Origin of the sequence: Microbacterium sp. P26, from assembly GCF_023712585.1 — a bacterium.
GTDB lineage: Bacteria > Actinomycetota > Actinomycetes > Actinomycetales > Microbacteriaceae > Microbacterium > Microbacterium algihabitans_A.
This window is the reverse complement of record NZ_JAMAXZ010000009.1, coordinates 159,512-185,210: the sequence shown is the minus strand read 5'-3', so window position 1 is coordinate 185,210 and position 25,699 is coordinate 159,512. Positions and strand designations below refer to the sequence as shown.

20 protein-coding genes, 1 tRNA gene and 2 pseudogenes are annotated in these 25,699 nt (G+C 63.9%); 14 read left to right on the top strand and 9 right to left on the bottom strand.

Features of this window, described 5'->3' with window-relative positions; all coding sequences use genetic code 11:
• Positions 1-240: 240 nt before the first annotated feature.
• From M3667_RS16355 to M3667_RS16345, 3 genes are all read right to left on the bottom strand, one after another.
• A complete protein-coding gene (locus tag M3667_RS16355) occupies positions 241-1,689 on the bottom strand; it encodes a CDP-glycerol glycerophosphotransferase family protein (RefSeq protein WP_251509576.1) in 1,449 nt (482 codons plus the stop codon).
• Entirely contained in the window at positions 1,686-2,936 is a 1,251-nt protein-coding gene (locus M3667_RS16350) for a CDP-glycerol glycerophosphotransferase family protein (RefSeq protein WP_251509575.1), read from the bottom strand. Before M3667_RS16350 ends, M3667_RS16355 begins: the two co-directional genes overlap by 4 nt.
• Before the next feature lie 62 nt (positions 2,937-2,998).
• Complete coding sequence (locus M3667_RS16345) at positions 2,999-4,537, bottom strand: S1C family serine protease (RefSeq protein ID WP_251509574.1); 1,539 nt, start codon at positions 4,535-4,537, stop codon at positions 2,999-3,001.
• Between the two features lie 478 nt (positions 4,538-5,015).
• Here M3667_RS16345 and M3667_RS16340 point away from each other — a divergent pair, with 478 nt between their 5' ends.
• From M3667_RS16340 to M3667_RS16330, 3 genes are all read left to right on the top strand, one after another.
• The gene (locus M3667_RS16340) at positions 5,016-6,131 is read left to right on the top strand and encodes an acyltransferase (protein ID WP_251509573.1); all 1,116 of its coding nucleotides are present in this window, start codon (positions 5,016-5,018) and stop codon (positions 6,129-6,131) included.
• Positions 6,132-6,383: 252 nt separating this feature from the next.
• On the top strand, positions 6,384-7,589 hold the full coding sequence (locus M3667_RS16335) for an aminotransferase class I/II-fold pyridoxal phosphate-dependent enzyme (protein WP_251509572.1): 1,206 nt from the start codon (positions 6,384-6,386) through the stop codon (positions 7,587-7,589).
• Between the two features lie 154 nt (positions 7,590-7,743).
• Positions 7,744-7,962, top strand: a complete 219-nt coding sequence (locus tag M3667_RS16330; RefSeq protein WP_251509571.1) for a hypothetical protein — start codon at positions 7,744-7,746, stop codon at positions 7,960-7,962.
• 36 nt (positions 7,963-7,998) lie between these two features.
• On the opposite strand, the gene M3667_RS16325 is transcribed toward M3667_RS16330, so the two are convergent.
• Complete coding sequence (locus tag M3667_RS16325) at positions 7,999-8,805, bottom strand: carbon-nitrogen hydrolase family protein (protein WP_251509570.1); 807 nt, start codon at positions 8,803-8,805, stop codon at positions 7,999-8,001.
• A complete protein-coding gene (locus M3667_RS16320; RefSeq protein ID WP_251509569.1) occupies positions 8,802-9,299 on the bottom strand; it encodes a DUF6328 family protein in 498 nt (165 codons plus the stop codon). The genes M3667_RS16325 and M3667_RS16320 overlap by 4 nt, the downstream gene beginning before the upstream one ends.
• Positions 9,300-9,382: 83 nt before the next feature.
• Between M3667_RS16320 and M3667_RS16315 the strand changes: the two genes are divergently transcribed.
• Positions 9,383-9,456, top strand: a tRNA-Met gene (locus M3667_RS16315).
• A gap of 238 nt (positions 9,457-9,694) precedes the next feature.
• Here M3667_RS16315 and M3667_RS16310 read toward each other — a convergent pair.
• A complete protein-coding gene (locus M3667_RS16310; protein WP_251509568.1) occupies positions 9,695-10,129 on the bottom strand; it encodes a VanZ family protein in 435 nt (144 codons plus the stop codon).
• Between the two features lie 259 nt (positions 10,130-10,388).
• On the opposite strand from M3667_RS16310, the gene M3667_RS16305 reads away from it, so the two are divergent.
• From M3667_RS16305 to M3667_RS17150, 5 genes and pseudogenes are all read left to right on the top strand, one after another.
• Positions 10,389-11,648, top strand: a complete 1,260-nt coding sequence (locus M3667_RS16305) for a hypothetical protein (RefSeq protein WP_251509567.1) — start codon at positions 10,389-10,391, stop codon at positions 11,646-11,648.
• Between the two features lie 21 nt (positions 11,649-11,669).
• On the top strand, positions 11,670-12,794 hold the full coding sequence (locus M3667_RS16300; RefSeq protein WP_251509566.1) for a glycosyltransferase: 1,125 nt from the start codon (positions 11,670-11,672) through the stop codon (positions 12,792-12,794).
• Entirely contained in the window at positions 12,733-13,446 is a 714-nt protein-coding gene (locus M3667_RS17155) for a hypothetical protein (protein WP_368859162.1), read from the top strand. The genes M3667_RS16300 and M3667_RS17155 overlap by 62 nt, the downstream gene beginning before the upstream one ends.
• Positions 13,443-14,543 carry a glycosyltransferase family 4 protein gene (locus M3667_RS17095; RefSeq protein WP_251509565.1) on the top strand — a complete coding sequence of 367 codons (1,101 nt, stop codon included), beginning with the start codon at positions 13,443-13,445 and terminating at the stop codon, positions 14,541-14,543. Before M3667_RS17155 ends, M3667_RS17095 begins: the two co-directional genes overlap by 4 nt.
• Positions 14,540-15,424: pseudogene (locus M3667_RS17150) on the top strand (glycosyltransferase); the annotation flags it as partial. The gene M3667_RS17095 and the pseudogene M3667_RS17150, both read left to right, overlap by 4 nt.
• A 46-nt stretch (positions 15,425-15,470) precedes the next feature.
• Here M3667_RS17150 and M3667_RS16290 read toward each other — a convergent pair.
• Both M3667_RS16290 and M3667_RS16285 read right to left on the bottom strand, forming a co-directional pair.
• Positions 15,471-16,787: a hypothetical protein gene (locus M3667_RS16290; RefSeq protein WP_251509564.1), complete on the bottom strand. Its 1,317-nt coding sequence runs from the start codon at positions 16,785-16,787 to the stop codon at positions 15,471-15,473.
• Positions 16,784-17,707, bottom strand: coding sequence for a glycosyltransferase family 2 protein (locus M3667_RS16285; protein WP_251509563.1), 924 nt, complete (start codon positions 17,705-17,707; stop codon positions 16,784-16,786). The genes M3667_RS16290 and M3667_RS16285 overlap by 4 nt, the downstream gene beginning before the upstream one ends.
• A 132-nt stretch (positions 17,708-17,839) precedes the next feature.
• On the opposite strand from M3667_RS16285, the gene rfbA reads away from it, so the two are divergent.
• The 3 genes and pseudogenes from rfbA (at position 17,840) to M3667_RS16270 (ending at position 21,126) form a co-directional block, all read left to right on the top strand.
• Positions 17,840-18,709: a glucose-1-phosphate thymidylyltransferase RfbA gene (rfbA, locus tag M3667_RS16280; protein WP_154096754.1), complete on the top strand. Its 870-nt coding sequence runs from the start codon at positions 17,840-17,842 to the stop codon at positions 18,707-18,709.
• On the top strand, positions 18,709-19,707 hold the full coding sequence (gene rfbB, locus M3667_RS16275) for a dTDP-glucose 4,6-dehydratase (RefSeq protein ID WP_251509562.1): 999 nt from the start codon (positions 18,709-18,711) through the stop codon (positions 19,705-19,707). The genes rfbA and rfbB overlap by 1 nt, the downstream gene beginning before the upstream one ends.
• Before the next feature lie 5 nt (positions 19,708-19,712).
• Positions 19,713-21,126: pseudogene (locus M3667_RS16270) on the top strand (sugar nucleotide-binding protein).
• Between the two features lie 54 nt (positions 21,127-21,180).
• On the opposite strand, the gene M3667_RS16265 reads toward M3667_RS16270, so the two are convergent.
• Positions 21,181-21,831 (bottom strand): CPBP family intramembrane glutamic endopeptidase, encoded by a 651-nt coding sequence (locus M3667_RS16265; RefSeq protein WP_251509561.1) that lies wholly within the window; start codon positions 21,829-21,831, stop codon positions 21,181-21,183.
• Between the two features lie 336 nt (positions 21,832-22,167).
• On the opposite strand from M3667_RS16265, the gene M3667_RS16260 reads away from it, so the two are divergent.
• Together M3667_RS16260 and M3667_RS16255 are read left to right on the top strand one after the other, a co-directional pair.
• Positions 22,168-23,673 carry a polysaccharide biosynthesis tyrosine autokinase gene (locus M3667_RS16260; protein ID WP_251509599.1) on the top strand — a complete coding sequence of 502 codons (1,506 nt, stop codon included), beginning with the start codon at positions 22,168-22,170 and terminating at the stop codon, positions 23,671-23,673.
• A gap of 63 nt (positions 23,674-23,736) precedes the next feature.
• A complete protein-coding gene (locus M3667_RS16255) occupies positions 23,737-25,551 on the top strand; it encodes a DUF4012 domain-containing protein (RefSeq protein ID WP_251509560.1) in 1,815 nt (604 codons plus the stop codon).
• The last annotated feature ends 148 nt before the right edge of the window (positions 25,552-25,699 follow it).

Here is a 25,699-nt window from a genome sequence, read left to right as displayed (position 1 = left end):
GGGCACGATGCCGCCGCGCACAAGCTCAGTGATCTGCACAACCTCAGTCAGCATCCGACTCCTCGCGCGGAGATTGCGCGAATTACTGACGTTGCGCGAATCACCGAGGTCGCGCGGCGTGCGGCGGATGCCGCGGCGCACAGGCTCCGCGATCTGCACAACCTCAATCGGCATCCGGTGTCTCGCGCTGAGGTTGCGCGAATTACTGAACGTGCGTCACACCAGGCTCCGCGCTTCGTGTCACCCGCGCGTCACAAACCCCTGGTCCAACAACCGCGCAACCACACGCTCCGCAGCCCGCCCATCGTCCCGCGGCGCGAACAACGCGCGAAAACGCGAGTACCGCTCGGCGAAGATCGCCGGGTCGACCTCGGCGAGCGCGCGCTCGAGGTCGTCCTGCGACCGCACGACGGGGCCGGGGGCGAGGTCGAGCAGGTCGAAGTAGAACCCGCGCAGCTCTCCGCGGTAGTGCTCGAGGTCGGGCACGAGGAAGTACATCGGCTTGCCGGTGATGGCGAAGTCGAACATGACCGACGAGTAGTCGGTGACGAGCGCGTTGGCCGCGGCGAGCAGGGCCGAGGTGTCCGGGAACCCGGTGACGTCGATGACGCGGGGGCCGGCGGCGTCGGTTCCGGGAAGCAGCGTGCGGGTGTGCCCGCGCACGAGCACGACCGCGTCGGCGGAGCGAGCGAGGGCTGCGGGGTCGACGAAGTCGACCATGCGTTCGCGGTCGTCGCGCCAGGTGGGGGCGTACAGCAGCACGCGCTCCCCGTCATCGATCCCGAGCCGGCGCCGGGTCTCCGGACCCAACGACGAGGACGCCAGCGAATCGTCCCGCGGATACCCCTCGACCCAGATCGGCCGCCCCGCGAACGCGTACGCCTTCGACAACACGCGCGCGGCGTAAGGGCTCTGCGCGAGCAGTACGTCCCACCGGCGGCTCTCGCGCAGCACGGCGAGCGCGCGGCGCGGGTCGAAGCCGGGGCGGTGCAGGGCGAGGCGCTTGAGCGGGGTGCCGTGCCAGGTCTGCAGCACGCGTTGCCCGCGGCGGCGGACGAACCGGCGGCGTAGCCAGTCGTTGACGACGAGCAGGCGTGAGACTCCGCGGGCGCGCCACCACTCGGGGCTTCCCTCGACGACGGCGATGGCGCCCTCGGGCACCTCGACCGAGAGGTCGACGACACTCCAGTACCGGGTGACGGCGGGGGCGACGCGGGCGAGCTCGCGGTCGATGGCGAGCGGGTTGCAGCCGGCGGTGCGGCCGTAGAAGCTCTCGAAGAACACGGCGTTCTCGAGCGGTTCACGCTTTCCTCCGACGTAGCGGCGCTCGATGGCGGCGCGACCCTCCCCCGTCACGTACACGGGGTCGATCGGGGCGGTGATGCTCACGACACCGTGGCTCAGTGCGGCACGCAGGCCGGGCAGGGCGGTCTCGTCGAGCGTGAGGCCGGAGATATCGGCATCCGGGACCTCCAGGCGGTACTCCCCCGACGGCAGAGGCAGCATGGGCCCACCCCACCGCGCAGCCTGCAGCGGAACGACGGCGCGCCAGGTGCGACCGCGTCCGTACAGGCGGGCGCTGACGCGGGCGCGGGCTCCGACGAGATCGACGGATGCCGGGCGGGCACCCGTTCCGCTCAGCTCGAGGGCGGGTGTGCCGGCGTCGTCGAACAGGCGCGCGTCGGTCATCGGGGATCAGTCCTTCCGTGGGGGCCGGCGTCGAGCCGCGACCGGATCACCCGGTAGACGCGCTCGGCGTTGCGTCCGTCGCGGTGGGCGTGCACGAGGGCACTGCGGCGTTCGGAGGCCGCGACGGCCTCCGTGGGATCGGCCAGCACCTCGTCGAGCAGAGACAGCGTCTCGTGCCACGTGCGCCCGAACCGCTCCCCCGCGACATCCGCGTACGTGCCGTACAGGCCACGGCGGGCAGTGTAGGCCTCGAGGTCGGGGGCGAAGAACACCACGGGCAGCGGCACGAGGGCCGCATCGAACGCGAGCGAGGAGTAGTCGGTCACGAGCACGTCGAGCCCGGGAAGCAGTGGGGTGACGTCGGCGACCAGGTCGCTGCCGAGCAACCGGATGCGGTCGCTCTCCCCCGGCGCGCGGTACTCCCCCGCCCCCAGCGGGTGCGAGCGCACGAGCAGCATCGCATCGTGGGTGTCGAAAAGATCCCGGATGCCGTTCCACTCGGCGATCGTCGGCACGGCGGGGTCGGCTGCTCCGTCTCTCCAGGTGGGGGCGTACAGCACGATGCGGCGGTGGCCGAGCGGCATCCGGAGCACTGTCGACAAGGCGGTGCGCGCACGCTCGCGACGTTCGGCGGGCGTTCCGGTCGAGAGCACGTCGACGCGCGGCTCCCCCGTGACGGGAACGCTGGCATCGCTCAGGCCGAAGGCGCTCTCGAGGCGTCCGCGCACGAGGTGCGAGGCGGCGGGCAGCACGGCGATGCGGCGCGTGGCCCGGCGGTACAGGTGCGCGAGCACGGGCTGCAGCAGCCGCGGAAGCGCGGGGGCGCGCGTGGTCTCGGGTGAGTCGAGGCCGATGCGCTTGAGGGGGATGCCGTGCCACAGCTGCACGAGCAGCGCTCCGTGCTCGGCGTAGCGCTGGGCGTCGCCGAAGCCGTGGGTCACGACGATCACGCGGGCTCGGGCCGTGCGCCAGAACCCGCGCAGCGAGTCACGGACGACGCACCGGATGCCGAGCCTCTCGGCCTCGCGCGCCTGGGCCTTATCGGCGACGAGCCAGGTCGTCTTCTCGCCGTGGGCATCCGCAATGCGGTGCAGGGCGAGGGCTCCGTCGGCGATGCCGACCGCGCAGCCGAACACCCATTCGTCGCGCGAGCGCGGCACGATCGCGGTCACGAGGCGACCGGCGAGGTAGAGCGGGATGCGGCGGAGTTTTCTCGCGTTTCCCGCACCGAACGAGAAAGACGCCACCCCGCGAGCCTATCGCGGGGTGGCGTCCGGCCCCGAAGGGGGCTGCCTGAAGAAGTGCCGGATCAGCTGGTGGGCATGGAGCCCAGGGTGACCTCGACGGTCTTCTCCTGACCGTTGCGGTTGTAGGTGACCTCGGCCTTGGAGCCCGCGGCCAGCGCGCGCACCTGAGCGGTGAGGTCGATCGAGTTGGTGATGGGCACACCGTTGAACTTGGTGATCACGTCGCCCTTGGCAAGACCGGCGGATGCCGCGGCCCCACCGCTCTGCGCCTCGGCGACGTAGGCACCGGTCGTGGTCGCGCCCTGGATCGACGCGGCATCTTGAACAGACGCACCCAGCAGACCGTGGGTCGCGGAGCCGTTGTCGATGATCTCGGTCGAGATGCGCTTGGCGATGTCGGACGGGATCGAGAAGCCGACGCCGATGTTGCCCGACTGTCCGCCCGACGACGAGCCACCCGCGCTGGCGATGGCGACGTTGATGCCGATGAGCTTGCCGTCGCTGTCGACGAGTGCGCCACCGGAGTTTCCGGGGTTGATGGCGGCGTCGGTCTGGATGACGGCGATCTTGATTGTCTGGCTCGCCGACTGCTGCTGCTGGCCCTGACCGAAGTCGAAGCGGAACGGGCTCTCGCCCTCGCCCTGACCCTGGTCTTGCTGCGAGTCGCTGCCGTCGCTGGGGGCTGCCGACGAGGCGACCTGGATCGAGCGGTTGAGCGCGCTGACGATACCGGTGGTCACCGTGTTGGGCAGATCCAGCGGAGCGCCGACCGCGATGGTGTTGTCGCCGACGTTGAGCTTCGACGAGTCGGCCCACTCGATCGGGGTGAGACCCGACGCACCCTCGAGCTTGATCACGGCGAGGTCGTAGGTCGGGTCGGTGCCGACGACGGTGGCCTTGTAGACCTTGCCGTCGGAGGTCGTGACCGAGATGGTCGCGTTGCCGGTCTGGCCGTCGAGGGTGACCACGTGCGTGTTGGTGAGCACGTAGCCGTCGCTGCTCAGCACGACACCCGAACCGGTGCCGCCCGACGAGCCGCCCGTGGCGCTGATGGTGACGACGCTCGGCACGACCTTGGCGGCGACCGCCGAGGTGTTGTTGACGTCGTCGGGGTTGTTGACGGTGATGGCCGAGGGACCGGCGGCCGCCGTGGTGCTCGAGCCGCCCCAGAGGTTGAGGCCGGCGTAGGTTCCACCGAGACCGGCCGCACCACCGACGAGAGCGGCGGCGACGAGCAGGGCGGCGACGCGGGGGGCCGCGCTCTTCTTGCGCGGAGCCGCGGGGGCTCCGTCATGCAGCGGCATGGTGGGGTGCGCGGCAGTCGCACCGGGGCCGAAGGCCTGACCGGTGGGGCTCGTCGCACCCGACGGGGCCGAGGCGTATCCGCCCTGCGGCGGTGCGCCGGTGTTGGCGCCGTGCTGCGGGGCCGCGGTGTCGGGCGCCGGCGGGGGCCATGCGGCGGCCGCGGCGGCCGGCGAGCGGGTCGGCATCGGGGGGATGCCAGTGTTCTGGGCACCGGGCGTCTGCGCGCCGGTGTTCTGCGGGTCGGTGTAGCGGCTGTTGTCGTTACCCTCGGGACGGTTGTCCGTGGTGTCGCTCATGGTGATGCTCCTTCTTCCAGGCGCTTCTACGATGACCACCGATCCTGTGGGCCACCTATGACGGGTGTGAGCCGCCTCTATGGGTCTAGCAGGAAGGGGGTGGGTGGCATTCCCGGGTTGCGCTGGGACACTGAGGCAATTGAACCCGACGTAACGGATCACTGAGGGCAACCCCCTCGCTCGTAGGGCCGTACGGTCTGCAGTGCCTGTTTTACTTCGCTCGGTGAGTAGCTGCCGCGCGAGCTGCAGCTAGCTCGCCGTTTTCGAGACGCACAGCCCAACCCAAAGAGCCTCTACGCGCGTCTGCCATGCCAGGGCCGAACGAATCAAGCAGGCCCGGGTCAACGCGCCGAAACTTCCGGCCTGATTCTGCGGAGCTTCACCTGAGTCACGTCGACCACGTGCAAATGCCGCGAAATCAGCAGGGTAATCTTCTCAACGGGCGCAATCGACGCCTTCCATAGGCGTGGGGGCCCGCATGAGTAGAACGCTGTCCGAGTCATTCGACCGTAAGAACAACAGCCTAAACACGATCCGGCTGGTCTTGGCCGCGCTGGTGGTCGTGTCGCATGCGTGGCCACTGGGCGGCTTTGGCCCCGACCCGGCAATCGGCGCCACGACTCTCGGATCGATAGCCGTCTTCGGCTTCTTCGGAATCAGCGGGTATCTGATCACGGCGAGCAGACTCCGGTTATCGACTGGTCGATATTTCTGGCACCGGTTCCTACGCATCTACCCAGGCTTCTGGGTCTGCTTCATCGTGATCGCTGCGGCATTCGGCCCGGCGGCTTGGATGATAGAAAAAGGCACTATCAGCGACTACCCAGTCTTTGAGAGCGTCGCATTCGTCCTCAAGAACGTGACGTTGCGGGTGGTTCAGCCCGATATTCAAGGCACCCTGGAGACCTCGCCTTACGGACATCCGGACTGGAACGGCGCTACTTGGACTTTGATTTTTGAGTTCATCTGCTACGTCATCGTCGGACTTCTCTTCCTGTGCCGCGCTTTAACCCCTCGAGTGACCGCGCTGATCTTCGGCGCAGTCGCGGCTCTGCTCATAGTCGAGTCTTTCCGCCCCGGCACAATTCCTGCACCCTCCGAAACTCTTTTCAAGGTCATCCACCCCGAAGATGTGATGAAGTTCCTGACCACCTTCGCGAGTTTTGCGGCTGGGTCATTGCTCTACATGTATCGCGGAGCTGTGAAGATGTCATGGGTGGGGGCAGCCTCAGCAGCGATCCTCGCGGTCGTCGCCATGATCTTCATGCCGGTCGCCGCCGGGGTAATAGCTTTTCCGATCGTCTACCTGTGTTTCTGGCTCGCCATCAAGCTCCCGTTTGGAAACTGGTTTAGGCGTGACGATTATTCATACGGGCTATACATTTACGCCTACCCGGTGGCTCAGCTACTTGGAGTTATGGGCGCGACAGCCTTGGGGGTTGGACCATATCTAATCCTTACAATGACTATCGCTCTCGCCTTCGCGGCCCTCAGCAACACGTTCGTTGAGAAGCCAGCGTTGCGACTCAAAGACATCTCCCTTCCACGCAAAACCGGGAAAGCCGACCTGACTCAAACCGGTAGCCGTTCTTAACGAAGATCTGTCACAGCGATCGAGGTGTCGATTGACAGAGTCGAACGTAATGCCGCTCGGGACGTTTAGGCAAGATGCCCGTGCTGAATTCGAGATCGAAGATCAGGGAAGCGAGTTACAACAGGCCCGACACGATCGGAAGTCCGCAGCTGCCCTACGATCTGGCCGCCCTACGGTGCATCCCTCTCTCCATCGCGCCACTGCGCCCGAACATGGGTCTTTACTCGACAGTCGTGCGGCATCCTTGAATCCATGCAGCACATCTCCGGCGCCTGGCAGCGCACCGCTCGCGGCGCGGGCCTTCTCTCGGCCGACGGCACGACCGTCCCCACGATCTTCGCTGAGATGAGCGCACTCGCAGCCTCGACCGGCGCCATCAACCTGGGTCAAGGCTTCCCCGACGAAGACGGCCCGGCGCCGGTGCTCGACGCGGCGCGCAAGGCCATCGCCGACGGCATCAACCAGTACGCACCTGGGCGCGGGTTCCCCGACCTGCTCGCCGCGGTCGCCGAGCACCAGAAACGCTTCTACGACATCGAGCTCGATCCGGCTCGCGAGGTGCTGATCACCGTCGGTGCGACCGAGGCGCTCGCCTCGACGCTGCTCGCGCTCATCGATGGTCCCGACGACGAAGTCGTCGTCTTCGAGCCGTATTACGACTCCTACGCGGCGTGCGTCGCGCTCGCCGGAGCCACCCTCGTGCCGGTGCCGCTGCGCTGGCCCGACTTCCAACCCGACCTCGAGCAGCTGGCCGCTGCAGTCACTGACCGCACGCGCGTGATCCTCGTCAACGACCCGCACAACCCCACGGGCACCGTGTTCTCTCGCGAGGTGCGCGACGAGGTCGTGCGCCTTGCCCATCAGCACGACGCCATCATCGTGACCGACGAGGTGTATGAGCACCTCGTCTTCGACGGACCGCACGTGCCGATCGCGACGCTTCCGGGTGCCGCCGAACGCACACTGTCGATCTCGTCGGCCGGCAAGACGTTCTCGCTCACGGGCTGGAAGACCGGATGGGTCACCGGCCCCGCCGACCTCGTCACCGCCGTGCTCGCCGTCAAGCAGTACCTGACCTATGTCGGCGGCTCGCCGTTCCAGCCGGCCATCGCCACCGGCCTGCGGCTGCTCGACAAGTTCTTCGCCGCAGTCGCGTCTGAGATGGCGGCGAAGGCCGCATTGCTCGGCACCGGGCTGCGTGCGGCCGGCTTCGACGTGTCGACTCCGGCCGGGTCCTACTTCACGGTGGTGGATGCCGCTCCCCTGGGCGCCACCGACGCCGACGCGTTCTGCCGCGAGCTGCCCGCGCGCGCAGGGGTGGTGGGCATTCCCCTCACGGCGTTCGTCACCCCCGCGCACCGCGACGAGTACGCCACGCTCGTACGCTTCGCCGCCTGCAAGCGCGTCGAAGTGTTGGCGGACGCCGCGGAGCGGCTCGCGGGAATGTCCCGCGCATAGATCACAACGGGTGATCGGGCGGGTGAACGAAAAAACCCGCATACGTGTTCGCAACGTCACAGACACCTGGGGCGCAACATCCGGGTGGTACTTTCAGCGCAAAACCGCCGGAAATCCGCCGGGCGGTTCGCCGAATAGCCGACGAATGTAGAACATGCCTCGTAAACGAAACGATCTCGCCGCTCGTTCCCTACGCATCACCGAGCTGTATGGCAAAGACCTCCGATGGAGCGACGCCGAGCGTGGCCTCCGCCTCACTCCCGAAGCCATCGCGCGGCTCACCGCCGAGGGCTACACCATGGCTACCGTGCGCACCGGACTGTGGCGCACGCGCCGCATCTCGTTGTTGCGCCTCGAGCAGAAGCAGCACTGACAGCTGCGGGGAAGCTCCCCCGTCCCGCCGCGCCGATCAGCGTGGTGTGACGCGATACCGTCGCAGTTCCAGCGCGGGATTCACGCGCCGCACGCGCGCGATGGCGTCCGGATCCACGTGCACGACCGCCACATCGGTGGCCGTGCCCACCTGAGCGAGCACGACACCCTGCGGGTCGATGACCATCGAGTGCCCCACGCCGAGGGGCGGCGGGTGGTCGGCTGCCGCGACGAAGAACGTGTTCTCGATCGCGCGGGCCTGCAGCAGCGTTCGCCAGTGGTGTTCCTTCAGCGGACCACGCACCCACTCCGCCGGTACGAGCGCGACATCGACGCCGGCATCGGCGAGCGTTCGCGCCACCTCAGGGAACCTCAGGTCGTAACAGGTCATCAGCCCGAATCGCAGTCCGTCGAGCTCGAACGTCTGCGGCGGCGAGATTTCCCCCGGCTCCACCCAGTCCGATTCGCGTTGACCGAAGGCATCGTACAGGTGCAGTTTGCGGTACACGCTCCGGATGCCGTCTGCGCCGACCGCCACGACCGCGTTGCGCACCCGCTTGCCGTCGTCGGCCTTCTCCAACAACCCGGCCACCACGATGACGTCGAGCTCTGCCGCCAAGGTGGTGAGGTGACGAACGAAGGGACCATCGAGGTCCTCGGCGTTGGCGGCGAGCGAGTCGTCGAAGGGGTCGACGAAGTAGCTCGAGTACTCGGGGAAGACGATCACCCGAGCACCGCGTGCGGCGGCTGTTCGCGTCGCTTGATCGATGTCGGTCAGGTTCGCCTCGCGCGACGCTGCAGGAGCGAACTGAGCGACGGCGATGCCGACGGCGTCATGACTCATCGGGTCCTCTCCCTCCCTCGGCCCCGGACGAAGACCGGCACCACGATCCACAGTACGAGGATGACCACTCCGAGCACGACTCCGGCGGTCGCACCCGCGACGAAACCGATGACCACGTCGAAGACGAACACCACGACGCCGACGAGCAGCAGAGACACCAGCGCCAACGCTGCGCGCAGGGCGTTGTGCCCCACGCGGACGAGAGCGGGCTTCACCTGCAGGTGGAAGACCGCACGGTGCAAAGCGACCGGAGCGAGCGCCACAACGGCGCTCAGGGCCGCCAGGCACACCAGCACGAGGTAGAACGCCCGCTGGGCGGCATCTAGCTCGGTAAAGGCCGCCTGGAACGCCAGCGCCAAGAGGAAGCCCGTGAGGATCTGCGTACCCGTCTGCAGCACTCGAAGTTCCTGCAGAATCTCGCTCCAGTTGCGATCGGCGCGCTGAGCGGGCGTTTCCGGCCGGCCGTCGTCGAGATCATCGAAACTGTTGCTCACCTGCCTATTCTCTCGCGACACTCCCGGGCGGCGTGCCCGGATTTGCCATGCCGTTCAGCTGTGGGTAATGTTTTCTCTTGTGCCGCGGGGTGGAGCAGCTCGGTAGCTCGCTGGGCTCATAACCCAGAGGTCGTAGGTTCAAATCCTGCCCCCGCAACAAGAAGAAGGCCCCGGATCGAGAGATCCGGGGCCTTCGTCATATTCAGTATTCCTTCGGCGCCGGTGATCTATCGGTCTTACGCAGGACACCCACGCTCTCGCAAAATCCAGCACGCGGCGAACAACAGTGGCGTCCTTGACTCCGCCGCGATGGCCGGGATCGGCCCCGACGAGGGCCCCGCCAGCCTTCCCTCCGCCACGTTGTGGGGAACGTTTTCGGCACCGCGTTCAGGCGATCACCACACGGCGGACGAGCTACGGGTGGGTCCACGCACGCGCCGCCGACGGACCCAATCGACCAGTCCAGCTGCGCAAATTCCGATGAACGCCCCTGCTGCGTTCGCGCACACGTCGCCGAGGGACGCCACACGACCGGGCAGCAAGATTGCTTGCACCACCTCAATGAAGCAAGAAACTGCAAGCGCCAAGATCAAAGCAGCCCACCAACGGGCGAGCCCCCAGAACAACAGGGCACCAATCGGGACGAAAAAGGCAACGTTAGCCAGCGGCTCAAGGACTGACAACAATTTTTGTTGATCCTTATGCAACGCCGCCGCGAGATTCACAACAGCCCCTTCGCCGACCTTGACCGGCCAGAAGACGAGGGCCGCTGCGCCGACGAAGTAGGCAGACAGTACGAGCCAGGCAACCCATATACGACCGCTCCGCACCCGGTAACTTTAGGCCACTAATGTCACAGGCTCGTGAACGGAGCAAATCGGCCTGTGACCACGTTCCAGAGACCAGGGACCAACACCATTCCTGGCGAATCGCCGAGCACACAACTGATAGCCTCATCGCGCGCAGATCATTCTGGGCATGTGTCGAGAGGGGCCTGTCTACTGTGACGTCTGACCTTAGGGTCGGCGCGACATCGCCGTCGCAGTACGCCGAACGATCCGACCTTGGCCCGAAAGGGCCGATCCGTCCGTGTCCGATGTTCGGCAGGCATCAAGCGCGGACAGGCGGACGCCAGTGATGCGGCGTACCCGCGCCGGCCTCGGCTTTGCCGTGATCCCATTGCTCGGGATCATCACTCCGCTTCTCGTTCTTCCAGTTCTGACGTCGCGCTTCGGCGAGCCAGCATGGGTCGCTGTGGCGGTCGGACAGTCGATCGGCGCGGGATTTGTGACGATCGGCGAGATGGGCTGGGGCTTATCCGGCCCTCAGCGTGTAGCCCGACAGGCCCCGACTAGCGCGCTGTCGCTCAGCATTCTGTCGATCCAAACAAGACTTGTAGTGCTCGGTCCGCTCGCATTAGTGACGGTGTGCGCCGCGCTCCTGATCAGTCCAACCAACGGGGTTTGGGCGGCAAGTGTGGCGCTCGCGACGCTTTTAACCAGTCTGAGCTTGTCCTGGATGTTCCTGGGCCAGACGCGCCCGTGGCTCGTGGTGACGTTCGAGGCATTTCCCAGGTTGATCGGACTGGCGATAGCCGCAGGCTTGATGCTCGTGGGCTTCGACTTTTGGGTCTACCCCGTGGTCGGACTTGGCATTCCCGCGATTGTCGCAGTTGTGTTGAGCCTCGCGCATGTTCGACGACAGACGTCCCAGAAAGCACGGATTTGGAAAGCGCGACAGGTGAGGCTAGCGATTCGTTCGCAATGGTCTGCGGTCCTGACAAGATCCTCGAGCGCACTGTACATCGCACTCCCAGTGTCGTTGGTCAGTATCGTTTCGCCTGATTCGGTCGCTGTATTCGCTGCAGGAGAACGGATTCTTCGAATCTGTTTGGGCGGTCTCATTGCGCTTCCCAACGCGATGCAAGGGTGGGTTGGCTCGGCTTCGCAGGCTAACGACCGTCGTCAGCGAGTCCGCAAGTCCATCGGGTGGGGAATAGCAATGGGACTCGTAGGTGGCGTTCTGTTTGCGTTCCTCGCTCCCACTGCTTCGAGCGTCCTATTTTCCGGTGTCGCAACGATACCGCCGTCGACGGCGGCAGTGTTTGGTACGACTCTCGCGATTGTCTGCATTTCACGAATAACAGGGGGGATCGGCCTAGTCGCGTCGCGACAGGTAAACCGGCTCGCACAGAGCGCTCTCCTCGGAGCACTGGTCGGCGTGCCAGCGATTCTGGTGCTCGCTCTTTTCTTCGGCGCGGTCGGAGGTGCGGCAGGAGAACTCGCAGCTGAGGCCGCCGTGCTTTCCTTCCAATGGCTATCTCTTAAAAAATATCTGCGAACCACATAGCTACAGTTTTGGAGCCCAGTCATGCCCAGTGTTGCGATAATCGGCACGAGAGGTTACCCATCCTTTTACGGCGGGTTTGAAACCGCAGTACGGAAACTTGCCCCTTATCTTGCGGAAGCCGGGTGGGACGTAACCGTCTACGGGCGGCAACACGAATCACCGCCTGAGGGCTTTACGCCAGACGACAGAGTGACGTCCGTTGTGACTAGAGGCTTCGACACAAGATCTCTCTCGACGCTGTCATACGGGGCCACGGCATCGCTTCATGCGTTGAGGAAAAGACCCGACGCGGCTCTCGTTATGAACGTTGCGAACGGCTTTTACTTGCCTTTCCTCCGTGCCGCACGCATCCCGACGCTTGTGAACGTCGACGGAATAGAGTGGGATCGCGCCAAATGGGGCCGCCTCGCCAAATCGATGTTCAAAGCCGGTGCGCGCTTGACCGCCTCACACGCCACCGAGCTCGTTATGGACGCAGTCGCAATCGATGCGCGCTGGAGAAAAGAATTTGGCAGGGGAGGCACTTTCATTCCCTACGGCGGCGAACAACCTCAACCTTCCGAGGCGCCCCTGGGGCTGGCGCACCGAGGGTATGTGATTGCAGTGGCCCGATTTGTGCCGGAGAATTCAATAGCCGAGTTTTTCGCCGCCGTGCCGAAGATTGCCGCTAAATATCCAGTAGTTATTGTCGGTTCTGAGGGATACAACGGCGAATTCGACGCCCACGCAGCTCGCCTGGATGCCGAGATAAGTGACGTACGCTGGCTGGGTCATCTCAAAGATGACGCCCTACTGATGTCCCTCTGGCAGCACGCCGGTGTTTATTTCCACGGACACACGGTGGGAGGGACAAACCCCGCTCTCGTCCAGGCGATGATGGCAGGCGCACCTGTTGTTGCGCGTGACACCGTCTACAATGCGGAGGTGTTGGCTGATTTTCGTCAGGTAAGTGGCGGACACCCAGATGAGATCTGTCGATCGGTGCTCAGTCTGATGGACGACCCGGCGCTTCAAAGCTCGCTCAGTTTGGCGAATATGGCGCGCGCCAAGCTTCACTACAACTGGCCTGACATCTGCGCTCGATATGAGTCCGCACTCAATGGCATCATCGACCGACAGAAGGGCCGTGGATCTCGTGCCCACTGAATACGATCCAGCACCCGCTCCTAGGCGGCGTCCAAGTACGTACGCGCGAGCGTTGCGGATGATGATCCGCGGTCTTGGCCTGCGATTGCTGTTGAGCCATTCCCGCGGGCCGGTCTTTCGCGGACGCCGAGTCACGGTGTCGGGCGCTCGTCAGATCCGGTCTAATGGTCGTCTGGTGCTTGAGGACTTTGTCGATTTGCAGGGCACATCACAACGAGGCGTGTCCTTCGGGGCTGGGGTGTCGATAGGCCGGGGCACCGAAATACGTCCTAGCAGCTACTACGGCGGAGAACCGGGCTTGGGGCTCCAGATGGGGGATCGATCAAGCATAAATTCGGGTGGCTTCATTGGTTGCTCGGGCTGGATTGAGATCGGTAGGGACGTAATCATGGGCCCTGGCGTTCGGATATTTTCCGAGAACCATAACTTCGACCAGCCGGACGTGCCAATCAAAGACCAAGGTGTTACGCGAGGCACCGTCGTAATCGAAGACGACTGTTGGATTGCTAGTGGAGTCACCATCCTCCCGAACGTACGGATTGGACGAGGGTCGGTTGTGGCCGCTGGCAGTGTAGTGAATAAGGACTTGCCTCCCTATAGCGTCGCGGCAGGAACGCCGGCTAAGGTTATCCGTACGAGGACGGAACTGTGAAGAAGATTGTAATTCTTCACTCCTCGGCCGATATGTACGGCGCGGATCGCATGTTGCTGCGGGTCCTCGAGTCGCTGCCGGAGTCAGTTTCGCCTCACGTCATTCTTCCCCAGGACGCGGCCACGACAGAATCGCCTTTGGTAACAAAACTGTCGGATCTCGGCGTGCGGTGCGACATAGAAGACATTGCGGTCCTGAGACGAGCTTATCTCCACCCGAAGACCCTGGCTGTCCTTGTCCGCAGATGCCTTACCACCCGGAAAGTGATCACAAAGGCAGGTGCGGATTACATATGGCTGGGGACGAGCGCAATGCTCGTGAACCTGCCATTCGTACGCCGCAGACGCACACCCGTCATTCTCCATGCACAAGAACTCTGGCGCGACGGAGTTGAAAGCCGCATCATGGGACTCCTCGCTCGTCTTTGCGACCGAGTTGTTGCGATCTCCTCGCCGGTTGGAGATTCCCTGCCAAAGCAGCTCAGAACAAGAACAGTGACCATACAAAACTCTACTGCCGGCCCGGCCGTCCCTGCTCCGCAGCCCCCCGGACCACCCTTGAACTTCCTAGTCGCAAGCCGTTGGAACGCCTGGAAGGGCCACAGAACCTTGCTGCATGCGTGGAAACTCGCTGGTGAGCCGGGCGTTCTCTCGATCGCGGGCGGCCCCCCGCCTTCCGGTGACGCCGTCGATGTCCTAGGCATCGTTGCTGATCTGGGTTTGACTGACAGCGTTCGAATCATCGGTGAACTCAGCGATCTTCGAGAAGAGATCGTGCGTACTCACTATGTCCTAATGCCGTCAGACCTGCCCGAACCTTTTGGGCTGATTGCGATCGAGGCGTTCGCGCTCGGTAGGGCCGTGATTGGCACCTCTGCCGGAGGTCTTGGCCACATCGTCCAAGATGGCGTCAACGGTCGAACATTCGATAACGGGCACACAGACGCGTTGTCGAAACTATTGCGGAACGCAACCCTGGACGAGGCCGCCAGCTTAGGGGCGATGGCCCGGGTGTCTTACGAGACAAAGTACTCTCCCCAGGCCTACCGAGCTAATTTCAATGAATTCTGGCAGTCACTAGAGATCGCGCGATCATGAGAGTCCTGATGCTGGCGGTTCACGACACTGGGTATCCAAGAAACGCAAGTATCCGGCGAAGATTCGAGGAGGCTGGACACGATGTCCAGGTCATAGCGTTCCCGTTCGAAAAGACCGGATATTTTGCGCGCGCCAAGCTCTTGGCATGTCAGGCCAAAGCAGTAGTACACGACGGCTTCCTTCCGGATGTCGTGTGGTTAGCCGAATTCTCAGCACAGTTCACTCCCCTCGCTCGATGGATAGCGACTAAGCATCGAGCGGTATTCGTCCACGACTTTTTTGTTGGCCTTTACGAGACAAATGTGGAAGATTGGGCGCAGATTGAGGCAGGGTCTCTGAGGGCACGTCTACATCGATCGATGGACGTCTTAGCCGCCATCGCGCCCGATATCGTCGTGCGAGACACCCAACCCAGAGCCGAGGCAATACCGCGGCTTACGCGCTCCGCGGCTATGGTCCTCCCCGTTGAAGCGCCTGCGTGGGCTCAACCGCCGCAACATCACGAAACAAGTGCGAGTGCGCCCCGGATCCTCTTCTATGGGAATTACATCCCGTTGCATGGAGCTGAAGTCATCATCGAGGCATTCCGCCAGCTCGACACCTCAGTCACGATGATCGGTTCCGGGTCGGCTCGTCTCAAGCTCGAGAAAGACGCCCCGGGAAATATCCAGTTCCTAGACTCTATGAGCGCCGACCGACTAGCCAGCTACCTTGATGCGGCCAACATCGTGCTCGGCGTCTTCGGCGTCTCCAGCAAGGCTGGCTCCGTCATCCCCAACAAGGTGCTCCAGGGGCTTGCCGCTGGGAAAGTTGTGATCACGCGAGAGTCGCGGGCATATCTATCGATGCCTTCATACATACTCGAGACGCAACTTGTTCAAGTAGCGCCAGGTTCGTCCGATGCGCTCGCCCAGGGGGTGAGCAAGGTCATTTCAGATGGAGCGTTTGCGACGCCTTTTCCCGACTCGTCCGCGACGCTGCAGGAGTGGATTGACTCTTATTGGCGTGAGTTGCTAGCCGCGGTTGAGGATCAGGTGGATTCGCGGAGACGAACGCCATAAAGATGCACACGGCCGTTAGCGTGTATCGGTCGGCAATCGGGTTTGAGACATAGACCAGCATCACTGTGAACACCGCCAGCATAAGCACGGCCATCACACCTCGACGACCGACTATGGCGCGAAGCCCGACGAAAAGAATCATGGTGGTCACGACTAAAAGGGGAATACCGCCCTGAATGAGAAGCAAAGAAGCAGAATTTATTCCAAGATGAATATGTATTTCTTTGGATTCCGCATTTGCGACTCCCAGCCCGACCCCGTTTCCGAATCCATTGTACCAGTGATAAGCGAGAAAGTTGATGTAGGCACGCTCATTGTTTGGATTGGGCATCAGATTCGGGTCATATAGCAAAATACTTGCCAAATCGAGGCTCACACCTGATTCGGTTCTTCCGAGTGATTCGAAGAGGTCTACCAGGAACGGAAATACACATGCAGCCCCGAGAAGCAGAATCGGTATCCACCGCCGTATCGTTCGAAGGTTTATCGCTAGCATGAGCGCCGCGCTCAGCCCTGCGGTGACAACGAACATCTTGTTGTCGTTCAGCACCGAAAGCCAGCTGGCCAAAGCCAGTTGCGTAACGACAGCTACCAGCCGCCATTTCGAGTCGCGGATAAATCGTACGTTACCTGCAATCGTGGCAATCCAGATGAAGTTCAGCGTACTCACGCCATTGAGACCGACCAAGCCTGTCATGTGATCTATGAGTGACGGATTCTCGGCGATGAACTGCGGGGCGATGGGTATGACTCCCGCGACCTGTCCGATGATGATAACCGCGTTCACGTAGAAGTAGATATTAAGGAGAACGAGCGTTCTCTTGAGGTATCGAATCCACGTTGGCCTATGCTGGTTTCGTGCGAGCATCGCGTAAAAGAGCGGCAGACCGAGCACGAGGGGAATGCTCAGCGCTTCCTCCAGGCCGCTTGAGCCGATGCCATGGTCGGCAAGGTTTTGCACGATTACGATGGCTGCGAGAGTCAGCACAACAAGGCCGTCAAGGCCAACAAGCCTGATCCATTTCCCACGAATAAGGACCGCGCCAAGCAACAACCAATCTATCCATAAGCGGAAGCTGACAAACGTCAGCGCCGATACGATTGGTCGGAGAAACCTAATAATCAGCAGATTAACGAGAAGGAATGTGGCGATGCCCCGCATGCCAGCGCCGGACGTTTTCAACGCTTGTATTCCTCATAGCTGAGCATCGGGGCACTTAGCATCCCTACTCCGCGGATGGCCGTCCGTATGCCTTGTCCAGCCCAAGCGGCCCTCCCTGTACAGAAGCCAAGGAGGGTCTTCACCGATCCGACTCCGACTCGAGGTAGTCCCATCGCCAGACAAGTCAGCACGCCCCTCAAGCCCCGCTGCTTTGCGGCTCTGCGTCCGATGTTGTTGCCTACACGAAGCGATCTCCGGAGAACCCAACTCGCTTCGCAGCGCTCGAACGGGACGTCTTCTTCAGTGCCTGCCTCAGTTGACCACACCAAGCGTGCTCCCGTCGCGACGAGACGCGTAGTGAAGTCGACATCAGATCCCCCGGTGAACTGAAGCTTCTCATCAAACACAGGATGCCCAACTTGGCTTATTGCAAGGGACTTTACAAAAAGATTTGTGGTTCGGGCAAAGGGTAAAATAGCACCAGAGGTATAGTTGGGCTCGTCATAGAATCCTCCAAGCCGCTGCCACGCAGGAATGTCGCGTGCGAACCGATATGTCACGCTACCCGCGACCGCATCAGCCTTGTGCTCGTTCATGGCGCGGAGCGCATTGGATACCCACGCCGACGAGGCGCGCTCGTCGTCGTCGACGAACGCGATCACATCGGCTCCCCATTCCTGAGCCTCTTGCACGCTTTTGTTACGCGCAAAGGGGATTCCCGGCGTGCTTTCCCGGACGGTGCGAACTTCAATACCTTCGAGGATCGAGGAGAAGTCCTCGACCATCGCCTTCGAGGCGTTATCCACGACGACAACACCGAGTTCGAACTCGGTCCCGCGACCCTCTTGCTGCCCTAGCGAAAGAAGGAGGTCCCTCAGCGGTCCGGGCCGGGTCCCGCCTGTGATGATGGCGACGGCGACGCGAGGGATAGGGGAAGCCATATGCGGAGTCTAATGAACGCCCGGGGCGGGCGCTGACGGGCAGGTGACGGCGACGTGACGTTCTCGCTGCGAAATGTTTCTCCGTCAATTTCGTGTCCGGGCGTGCACGGAATGACTGACACAATCAGGCGGGTGAAGGGCATCATTCTCGCCGGGGGTTCCGGCACGCGTTTGCATCCGATCACTTTGGGCGTGTCGAAGCAGTTGATCCCGGTGTACGACAAGCCGATGGTCTACTACCCGTTGTCGACGTTGATGCTCGCCGGCATCCGCGACATTCTGGTGATCACGACCCCGCATGATGCGCCGTTCTTCGAGCGGCTGCTCGGCGACGGATCGCAGTTCGGGGTGAACCTGCAGTTCGCGCAGCAACCCTCCCCCGATGGGTTGGCGCAGGCGTTCACCATCGGCGCCGACTTCATCGGCGATGACAAGGTCGCCCTCGTCCTGGGCGACAACCTTCTGTACGGTCCCGGCCTGGGTACGCAGCTCAAGCGGTACGCCGACGTCGACGGTGGAGCGGTGTTCGCGTATTGGGTGGCGGAGCCGTCGGCGTACGGGGTGGTCGAGTTCGACGATGACGGTAAGGCGGTCTCCCTGGAGGAGAAGCCCGCGGTCCCGAAGTCGAACTACGCCGTCCCGGGGTTGTATTTCTACGACAACGATGTGATCGACATCGCCCGCAACCTCGCTCCTTCTCCCCGGGGGGAGTACGAGATCACGGACATCAACGCCGAGTACCTGCGCCGCGGCAAGCTGCAGGTCGAGGTCCTTCCGCGGGGGACGGCGTGGCTGGACACGGGCACGTTCGATCAGATGACGGATGCCGCGGATTATGTCCGCACGATGGAGCGGCGCACGGGGCTTCGCATCGGGGTGCCGGAGGAGGTCGCGTGGCGGCAGGGGTTCCTCACCGATGACGAGGTCGCCGAGCGTGCGCACAAGCTGGTGAAGTCCGGGTACGGGTCGTACCTGCTGGAGATTTTGGAAAGAGGCCGCTGATGGCGCACCTTCTCGTCACCGGCGGTGCCGGGTTCATCGGATCCAACTTCGTCCACCACGTCGTGGAGCACACCGATCACACCGTGACGGTGCTGGACAAGCTCACCTACGCCGGCAACGAAGCCTCCCTCGCCGGCCTCCCCGCCGAGCGGGTGCGACTGGTGGTGGGCGACATCGCCGACGCCTCTGTCGTGGATCCCCTCGTCGCGGAAGCGGACGCGGTGGTGCACTACGCCGCCGAGTCGCACAACGACAACTCCCTGCACGACCCGCGTCCGTTCCTGGACACCAACATCATCGGCACCTACACCCTGCTGGAAGCCGCACGCCGTCACGAGACACGGTTCCACCACATCTCCACCGACGAGGTCTACGGCGACCTCGAACTCGATGACCCGGCCCGTTTCACCGAGAACACCCCGTACAACCCCTCCTCGCCGTACTCCTCCACCAAGGCGGGGTCGGATCTGCTGGTGCGGGCGTGGGTGCGTTCCTTCGGGGTCCGCGCGACGATCAGCAACTGCTCCAACAACTACGGCCCCTACCAGCACGTCGAGAAGTTCATCCCCCGCCAGATCACCAACGTGCTGCGCGGCATCCGCCCGAAGTTGTACGGCACGGGCGAGAACGTGCGCGACTGGATCCACGCCGACGATCACTCCTCCGCCGTGCTCACCATCCTCGACAAAGGTCGGATCGGTGAGACCTACCTGATCGGTGCGGACGGGGAGAAAGACAACAAGAGCGTCGTGGAGATGATCCTCCAGATCACCGGGCACCCCGCCGACGCCTACGACCTGGTCACCGACCGTCCCGGCCACGACCTGCGCTACGCGATCGACTCCACCAAACTGCGCACCGAACTGGGATGGACCCCCACCTACGGCGACTTCGCGTCGGGTCTTGCCGCGACCATCGACTGGTACCGCGACAACGAAGCCTGGTGGGCCCCCGCCAAAGACGGCGTAGAAGCCTTCTACGCCAGCAAGGGGCAGTGACACCGGTGACCGCATTCGGCAACGAGCTGAACGTCCGCGCCACCGCAATACCCGGGCTGCTGGTCGTCGACCTCCCCGTCCACGGCGATTCCCGCGGCTGGTTCAAAGAGAACTGGCAACGCGAGAAGATGACCGCCCTCGGTCTGCGCGACTTCCGCCCGGTGCAGAACAACATCTCCTTCAACGACGCCGTCGGCACCACCCGCGGCATCCACGCCGAACCCTGGGACAAATACGTCTCCGTCGCCACCGGACGCGTCTTCGCCGCCTGGGTCGACCTGCGAGAAGGACCCACCTTCGGAACGACCTTCGCCACCACCATCGACCCCGGCACAGCCGTGTTCGTACCGCGCGGCGTCGGAAACTCGTACCAGACCCTCGAGCCCGACACGGCCTACACCTACCTCGTCACCGACCACTGGTCACCCGACGCGACCTACACCTTCCTCAACCTCGCCGACGAAACCGCCGCCATCGACTGGCCCATCCCCCTCGCCGACGCCGAGATGAGCGCGAAAGACCTCGCACACCCGCGGCTGGCCGATGTCGTGCCGATGCCGCCGAAGAAAACCCTCATCACCGGCGCGAGCGGTCAGCTGGGCCGGGCCCTGCGGGCGGAGTTCGGTGAGCACCCCTGGATGGAGTACGCCACCCGAGAGGATCTCGATCTCACCTCACCCGAGCTGGGCACCGCCCGCCGCTGGCGCGAGTACGACACCATCATCAACGCCGCCGCCCACACCAACGTCGACGCCGCCGAAACCCCCGACGGCCGCGAAGACGCCTGGGCCGCCAACGTCACCGCTGTCGCCGCCCTCGCCCGCATCGCCGCCACCCACGGCATCACCCTCGTCCACGTCTCCAGCGACTACGTCTTCGACGGCACCAAAACCGGCCCGTACACCGAGACCGACCCGGTGCGCCCCCTCGGCGTCTACGGGCAGACCAAAGCCGCCGGCGACGCCCTCGTCGCCACCGTCCCCCTCCACTACATCCTCCGCACCAGCTGGGTCATCGGCGACGGCAACAACTTCGTGCGCACCATGGCCTCCCTCGCCGCCCGCGGCATCGACCCCCGCGTCGTCGACGACCAGATCGGGCGCCTCACCTTCACCGACGACCTCGCCCGCGGCATCCGCCACCTCCTGCACACCCACGCCCCCCCACGGCACCTACAACCTCACCGGCACCGGCGAACCCCGCTCCTGGGCACAGATCGCCGCACAGGTGTTCGCCCTCACCGGCCACGACCCCGCCCGCGTCACCGGCGTCAGCACCGACGACTACTACGCCACCACCACCGGACCCATCGCCCCCCGCCCCCGCAACAGCATCCTCGACACCACCACCCTCGAAAACACCGGCTACACCCCCGCACCCGCAGAGGAATCGCTCAAGACCTACGTGAGAGCGGTCTAGCCGCGTCGGACGCTCGACTCGGCACGCCCGACGCGCGTGACACGTTCCCCTACGTCAGGCGAGCAGTGAGCCCACGACTGCCAGCAGAAGAAACGACGCGTTGTAGCTGATGTGGAGCAAAAGCGCTCCCCATATGCGCCCCGTCAAGAGCACGAGAAGCGAACAGACAAGGCCCAGCGCGAGGAGCTGAATCGAGTCAGGAAGCGCCAGGGGCGCGAAGGCTGCGTGGAGAAGAACGAACAACCCGGCGGAGATCAGCGCGGATGCCGCGCCGGCCGTTATGGCTCCGGCACGCGGCCTAAGCAATCGATAGAGGGCAACAAGAAGTACCGCGCGGAAGAACATCTCCTCGACGACAGGACCGATGAGACCGGCCGGCAGTCCCTCTTGCAGGGCCCACGACGACAACGAAACAGTGACGCCATTCGTCGTAGGAAAGGGGGCAGCGGTGGCGCCGCTGATCAGACCGGCGACGGTGCGGAGCAAGGCTGCCCCGCCGATTCCCCAGACGACGTCCGAGAAACGCAGTTGGAACAGTCCCGGTGTGCGCTGGACCACGAACGAAAAGATGACCGCCACCAACATGCCGGTCCACAGAGCTGCAGTAGGAACAAGTCCGGACATGCCGTTGGTGAGACCGTTCACCACGGCGGCGGCGAGCACACCAAGTCCACCGCCAACCAGGACGGCGGCGAGCGCGCTCATCGACGCCCTCTGAATCGGACGATCCCCCGAGCGCCAGTCGACGTCGAGGCGGGAGCCTTCTTGCGCCGATGGGGCGGCAGCAGTGCCTCTCTCGGACCGCATCGATGCGCGCGTCGGCGGAGTCGCGGACAATGTGCCGCGGGATTCGTCACTCACGCGGCCAAACCTACTGTGATGTTCGCGTCTCAGCCGTACAAGCCGTTCGCTCGCAATGACACTCCGCAGAATGCACAAGCCGGACGCCTGGTGAAAACCGGTGAGAAACAATCCGTATGTCAGACTGTGGAGGATTTCCGAGCGCACCCGACTGTGGCTCGCGCATCTTCGAGAGGCACCATGGAGCTCAGCGATTACATCCGGATCCTTCGGAAGAATTGGCTCGTTGTCGTCGCGCTAACACTCCTTGGGCTGGCTGCGGCCACCGTTTACACGGTGACCCGCACGCCGATCTACGAGTCGTCGAGCACGGTCTTCGTTTCGACGCAGGCCGGAAGTACGACCGCCGAGCTGCAGCAGGGTTCAAGCTTCACGCAGGCGCGCATCAACACCTACGTCGGACTCGTGAACACGCCGATCGTGCTCGACCCCGTGATCTCGCAGCTGGGCCTCGATCAGACGAGCGACCAGCTCTCGAGCGACGTGAAAGCGTCGGCCGCTCTCAACTCCACCCTGATCACTGTGGTCGTGTCGAATCCGAGTGCGGATTCGGCTGCGTCGATCGCGAATGCCATCGCCGAGAGTCTGGCCACCGTCGTGCCGAAGCTCGAGCCCGAGGCTGACGACGGATCGAGCCCGGTGCGGCTCAGCCGAGTGCGCGACGCACAGACCCCTGTGGCGCCCTCCAGCCCGAGTATTCCGCTCAACCTTCTGCTCGGCGCCCTCATCGGCCTTGCAGCAGGTATCGGAACCACCGCGCTGCGGACTGCCCTCGACAACCGGGTGCGCACCCCCCGCGACGCCGAACAAGCGACCGGAGCCCCGAGCATCGGCGCCATCGCCTACGACACGAAGGCCAAGGAGCGCCCGCTCATTGTCCACGCCGACCCGCTCAGCCCGCGAGCTGAGTCGTTCCGTGCGCTCCGCACCAACCTGCAGTTCCTCGACATGGGTGGGCGCTCGAGCTTCGTCGTCACAAGCTCAATCCCCAGCGAGGGCAAGTCGACGACAACCATCAATCTGGCCATCGCTCTAGCTGACGCCGGCAAGCGCGTCGCGTTGATCGACACCGACCTGCGCAAGCCGAAGGTCGCCGAGTACCTTGGAATCGAGGGCGGCGCCGGGCTCACCGACGTGCTCATCGGGCGCGCCCAGGTCAACGAAGTCATGTTGCCCTGGGGTAATCGCAGCCTCTACGTGCTGCCGGCCGGAAAGATTCCGCCCAACCCCAGCGAACTGCTCGGGTCGTCGCACATGAGTCTTCTTCTCGAGATGCTCGAGCGCGAGTTCGACGTCGTACTCTGTGACGCTCCTCCGCTGCTTCCCGTCACGGACGCCGCCATTCTGGCGCGCGCGACAAGCGGCGCCCTCATGGTGGTCGCCGCGGGCAAGACCACAAAGCACCAGCTGACCGGTGCCACCGAGGCACTCAACACTGTCGGGGCCAAGCTCGCCGGCTTTGTGATGTCGATGGTTCCCACCCGCGGACCCGACTCGTACTACACGGGTTACGGCTACGGGTATGGCTATGGTTACCGAGAAACCCCGGAAAAGGAAGGCCGCGGAACGAAGCGACAGGCCCGCCCGAAGAAGTCGGACTCGCGCCCCACTCGCGGCGACGGGTCGCTCGAGGAACTGGGGTTCGGCCCCCGTCGCGCGTCGCGCGAGACCCTTCGTGAGAACTGAGTTCAGCGCAGCAGCGGGAACCGACCGCACCCATACTGCGCGACGGGCGAAGGTAAGAGACGCATGACAGACGCCAACTGGGGTCGTCGCACACGCACCATCGGGCGCATCGCCGTCTGGGCGCTCGGCGGCTTCCTGATCCTCTGCGTGTTCGCGTTCGGATGGGTCGGGGTTCGAGGTGGTCTTGCCGCTGTTCACCTCGATCAAATCCGCACGAAGGCACCCGAGCTCGTCTCGTCGTTCACGGGCGATCCGAGCCAGGCCGTCGACGGCTTGCGCGCCCTCAGCGATCACACGCGGGCAGCGCACGACCTGACGTCTGACCCGATTTGGGCTGTCGTCGCCCAGACTCCGTGGATCGGACCTCAACTTGAGGCGGTGAGCACGGTCACCGCGTCCGCCGACGAACTCCTTCGGCTCGGCGTGCTGCCCCTGGCGGAGTCAACGCAGGCGGGGGTGCTCGACGCGCTCAAGCCCGTAAACGGTCGCATCGACACGAGTTCACTCAGCTCGATAAAAGAGCCCGCTGAACAGGCCGCGGCCCATGCGGATCACGCGCTGACTGCGATCAAGCACGTGAACCGCACTCCGCTCGTCGGCAAGCTCGGCGACGCCGTCGACCAATCAGAGGGACTGTTCTCCCGCGCGGCGGGCGCTCTCGACGCGCTATCGACCGCCACGCAACTTCTTCCGGGCATGCTCGGCGAATCGGGTCCGCGGTCGTACCTCGTGCTCGTCCAGAACAACGCCGAGATGCGATCACTGGGAGGAATCGCGGGAACCTCGCTTCTGCTGCGCACAGACGCCGGCGGCATTACTCTGGTCGGCACGGAGTCGGGCACAGCACTCTCCGCCGGCATACGCGGGCCGGTGACCACTTTGCCCGCGGACGTGCAGGCGGTGTACGGCACGCGACCAGCGCGTTACTTCCAGAACCTCACGCAGATTCCTGACTTCACCTTCGACGGACCGCTCGCCCGCGACATGTATCGCCAGCTCACCGGTAATGAAGTCGATGGCGTCATCGCGATCGACCCGGTCGTATTGTCCTATCTCCTGAAAGCGACGGGCCCCGTCGTGCTTCCCGACGGGTCGACGATCAACGCAGACAATGCGGTGTCGCTCTTCTTGAGTGAGGTGTACAAGCGCTACCCCGACCCGACCACGCAGGACCCCTTCTTCGCGGCCTCATCGGCATCGATCTTCACCGCGTTCATCGAAGGCCGCGGCTCGAGCACCGGGCTTCTGACGGCCCTCGCGCGAGGCGCTGACGAACGACGCGTCCTTCTGTGGAGCGCGCACGAAGACGAGCAATCACTTCTCGACGGTTCGTCGATGGCCGGCAATTTGCCGATCACCGATGACGACACGGCGCGCTTCGGCGTGTACTTCAGCGACGCCGCCGGCTCGAAAATGAGCTACTACCTCAAGCCCGACGTGTCACTCGCGTGGAGCGGGTGCGGCACTCCGGGCCACGCAGCCACCCGTCGACTCACATTGACCGTCAATCTGACGAGCAGCGCCCCTGCCGACGCGGCGACGTCGCTCCCCCTCTACGTCACCGCCAACGGCCTGTTCGGCGTCGCGCCGGGAATCGTGGCCGTCACCGGCAACGTCTACCTGCCGCAGGGCTACACCCTGGTGTCGGCGCAGGCGTCAAACGGCGCCAGCTTCACCTCAGCCGGTCTTCAGGGGCGAGAGGTGCTCAGCTACGGGGTGAACCTCCAGCCGGGACAGACTGACTCGATCTCAGTAGTCGTAAAGACGACCTCGGCAGCCACCGACGCCGAAGCGATCGTGACCCCGACGGCCGATCAATCCATCAGCCCGGTGGTCGCCACCACGTGCGAATCCCTCGCAACGGCGACGCTCAAATGACGGCGACGACCCGCGAAATGCAGGCCTCATTCCATTTGCGAAATGTTTACATTGCGGAAACGCTCTCAGTTTGCTTCCAGGGGGCACCTAAGCAATACTCAGAATGATCTTTCATTCACTCGTCGCTTCATCGTTGTCCACCCCTTGC

What these genes read in the sequence shown, in the direction of transcription:
- M3667_RS16255 (WP_251509560.1), top strand. Translation starts at nt 23,737, where the DNA reads ATGACAGACGCCAACTGGGGTCGTCGCACACGCACCATCGGGCGCATC.
- M3667_RS16260 (WP_251509599.1), top strand. Translation starts at nt 22,168, where the DNA reads ATGGAGCTCAGCGATTACATCCGGATCCTTCGGAAGAATTGGCTCGTT.
- M3667_RS16340 (WP_251509573.1), top strand. Translation starts at nt 5,016, where the DNA reads ATGAGTAGAACGCTGTCCGAGTCATTCGACCGTAAGAACAACAGCCTA.
- M3667_RS16300 (WP_251509566.1), top strand. Translation starts at nt 11,670, where the DNA reads ATGCCCAGTGTTGCGATAATCGGCACGAGAGGTTACCCATCCTTTTAC.
- M3667_RS16285 (WP_251509563.1), bottom strand. Translation starts at nt 17,707, where the DNA reads ATGGCTTCCCCTATCCCTCGCGTCGCCGTCGCCATCATCACAGGCGGG.
- M3667_RS16265 (WP_251509561.1), bottom strand. Translation starts at nt 21,831, where the DNA reads ATGAGCGCGCTCGCCGCCGTCCTGGTTGGCGGTGGACTTGGTGTGCTC.
- M3667_RS16325 (WP_251509570.1), bottom strand. Translation starts at nt 8,805, where the DNA reads ATGAGTCATGACGCCGTCGGCATCGCCGTCGCTCAGTTCGCTCCTGCA.
- M3667_RS16345 (WP_251509574.1), bottom strand. Translation starts at nt 4,537, where the DNA reads ATGAGCGACACCACGGACAACCGTCCCGAGGGTAACGACAACAGCCGC.
- M3667_RS16335 (WP_251509572.1), top strand. Translation starts at nt 6,384, where the DNA reads ATGCAGCACATCTCCGGCGCCTGGCAGCGCACCGCTCGCGGCGCGGGC.
- rfbB (WP_251509562.1), top strand. Translation starts at nt 18,709, where the DNA reads ATGGCGCACCTTCTCGTCACCGGCGGTGCCGGGTTCATCGGATCCAAC.
- M3667_RS17155 (WP_368859162.1), top strand. Translation starts at nt 12,733, where the DNA reads ATGAGTCCGCACTCAATGGCATCATCGACCGACAGAAGGGCCGTGGAT.
- M3667_RS16330 (WP_251509571.1), top strand. Translation starts at nt 7,744, where the DNA reads ATGCCTCGTAAACGAAACGATCTCGCCGCTCGTTCCCTACGCATCACC.
- M3667_RS16355 (WP_251509576.1), bottom strand. Translation starts at nt 1,689, where the DNA reads ATGACCGACGCGCGCCTGTTCGACGACGCCGGCACACCCGCCCTCGAG.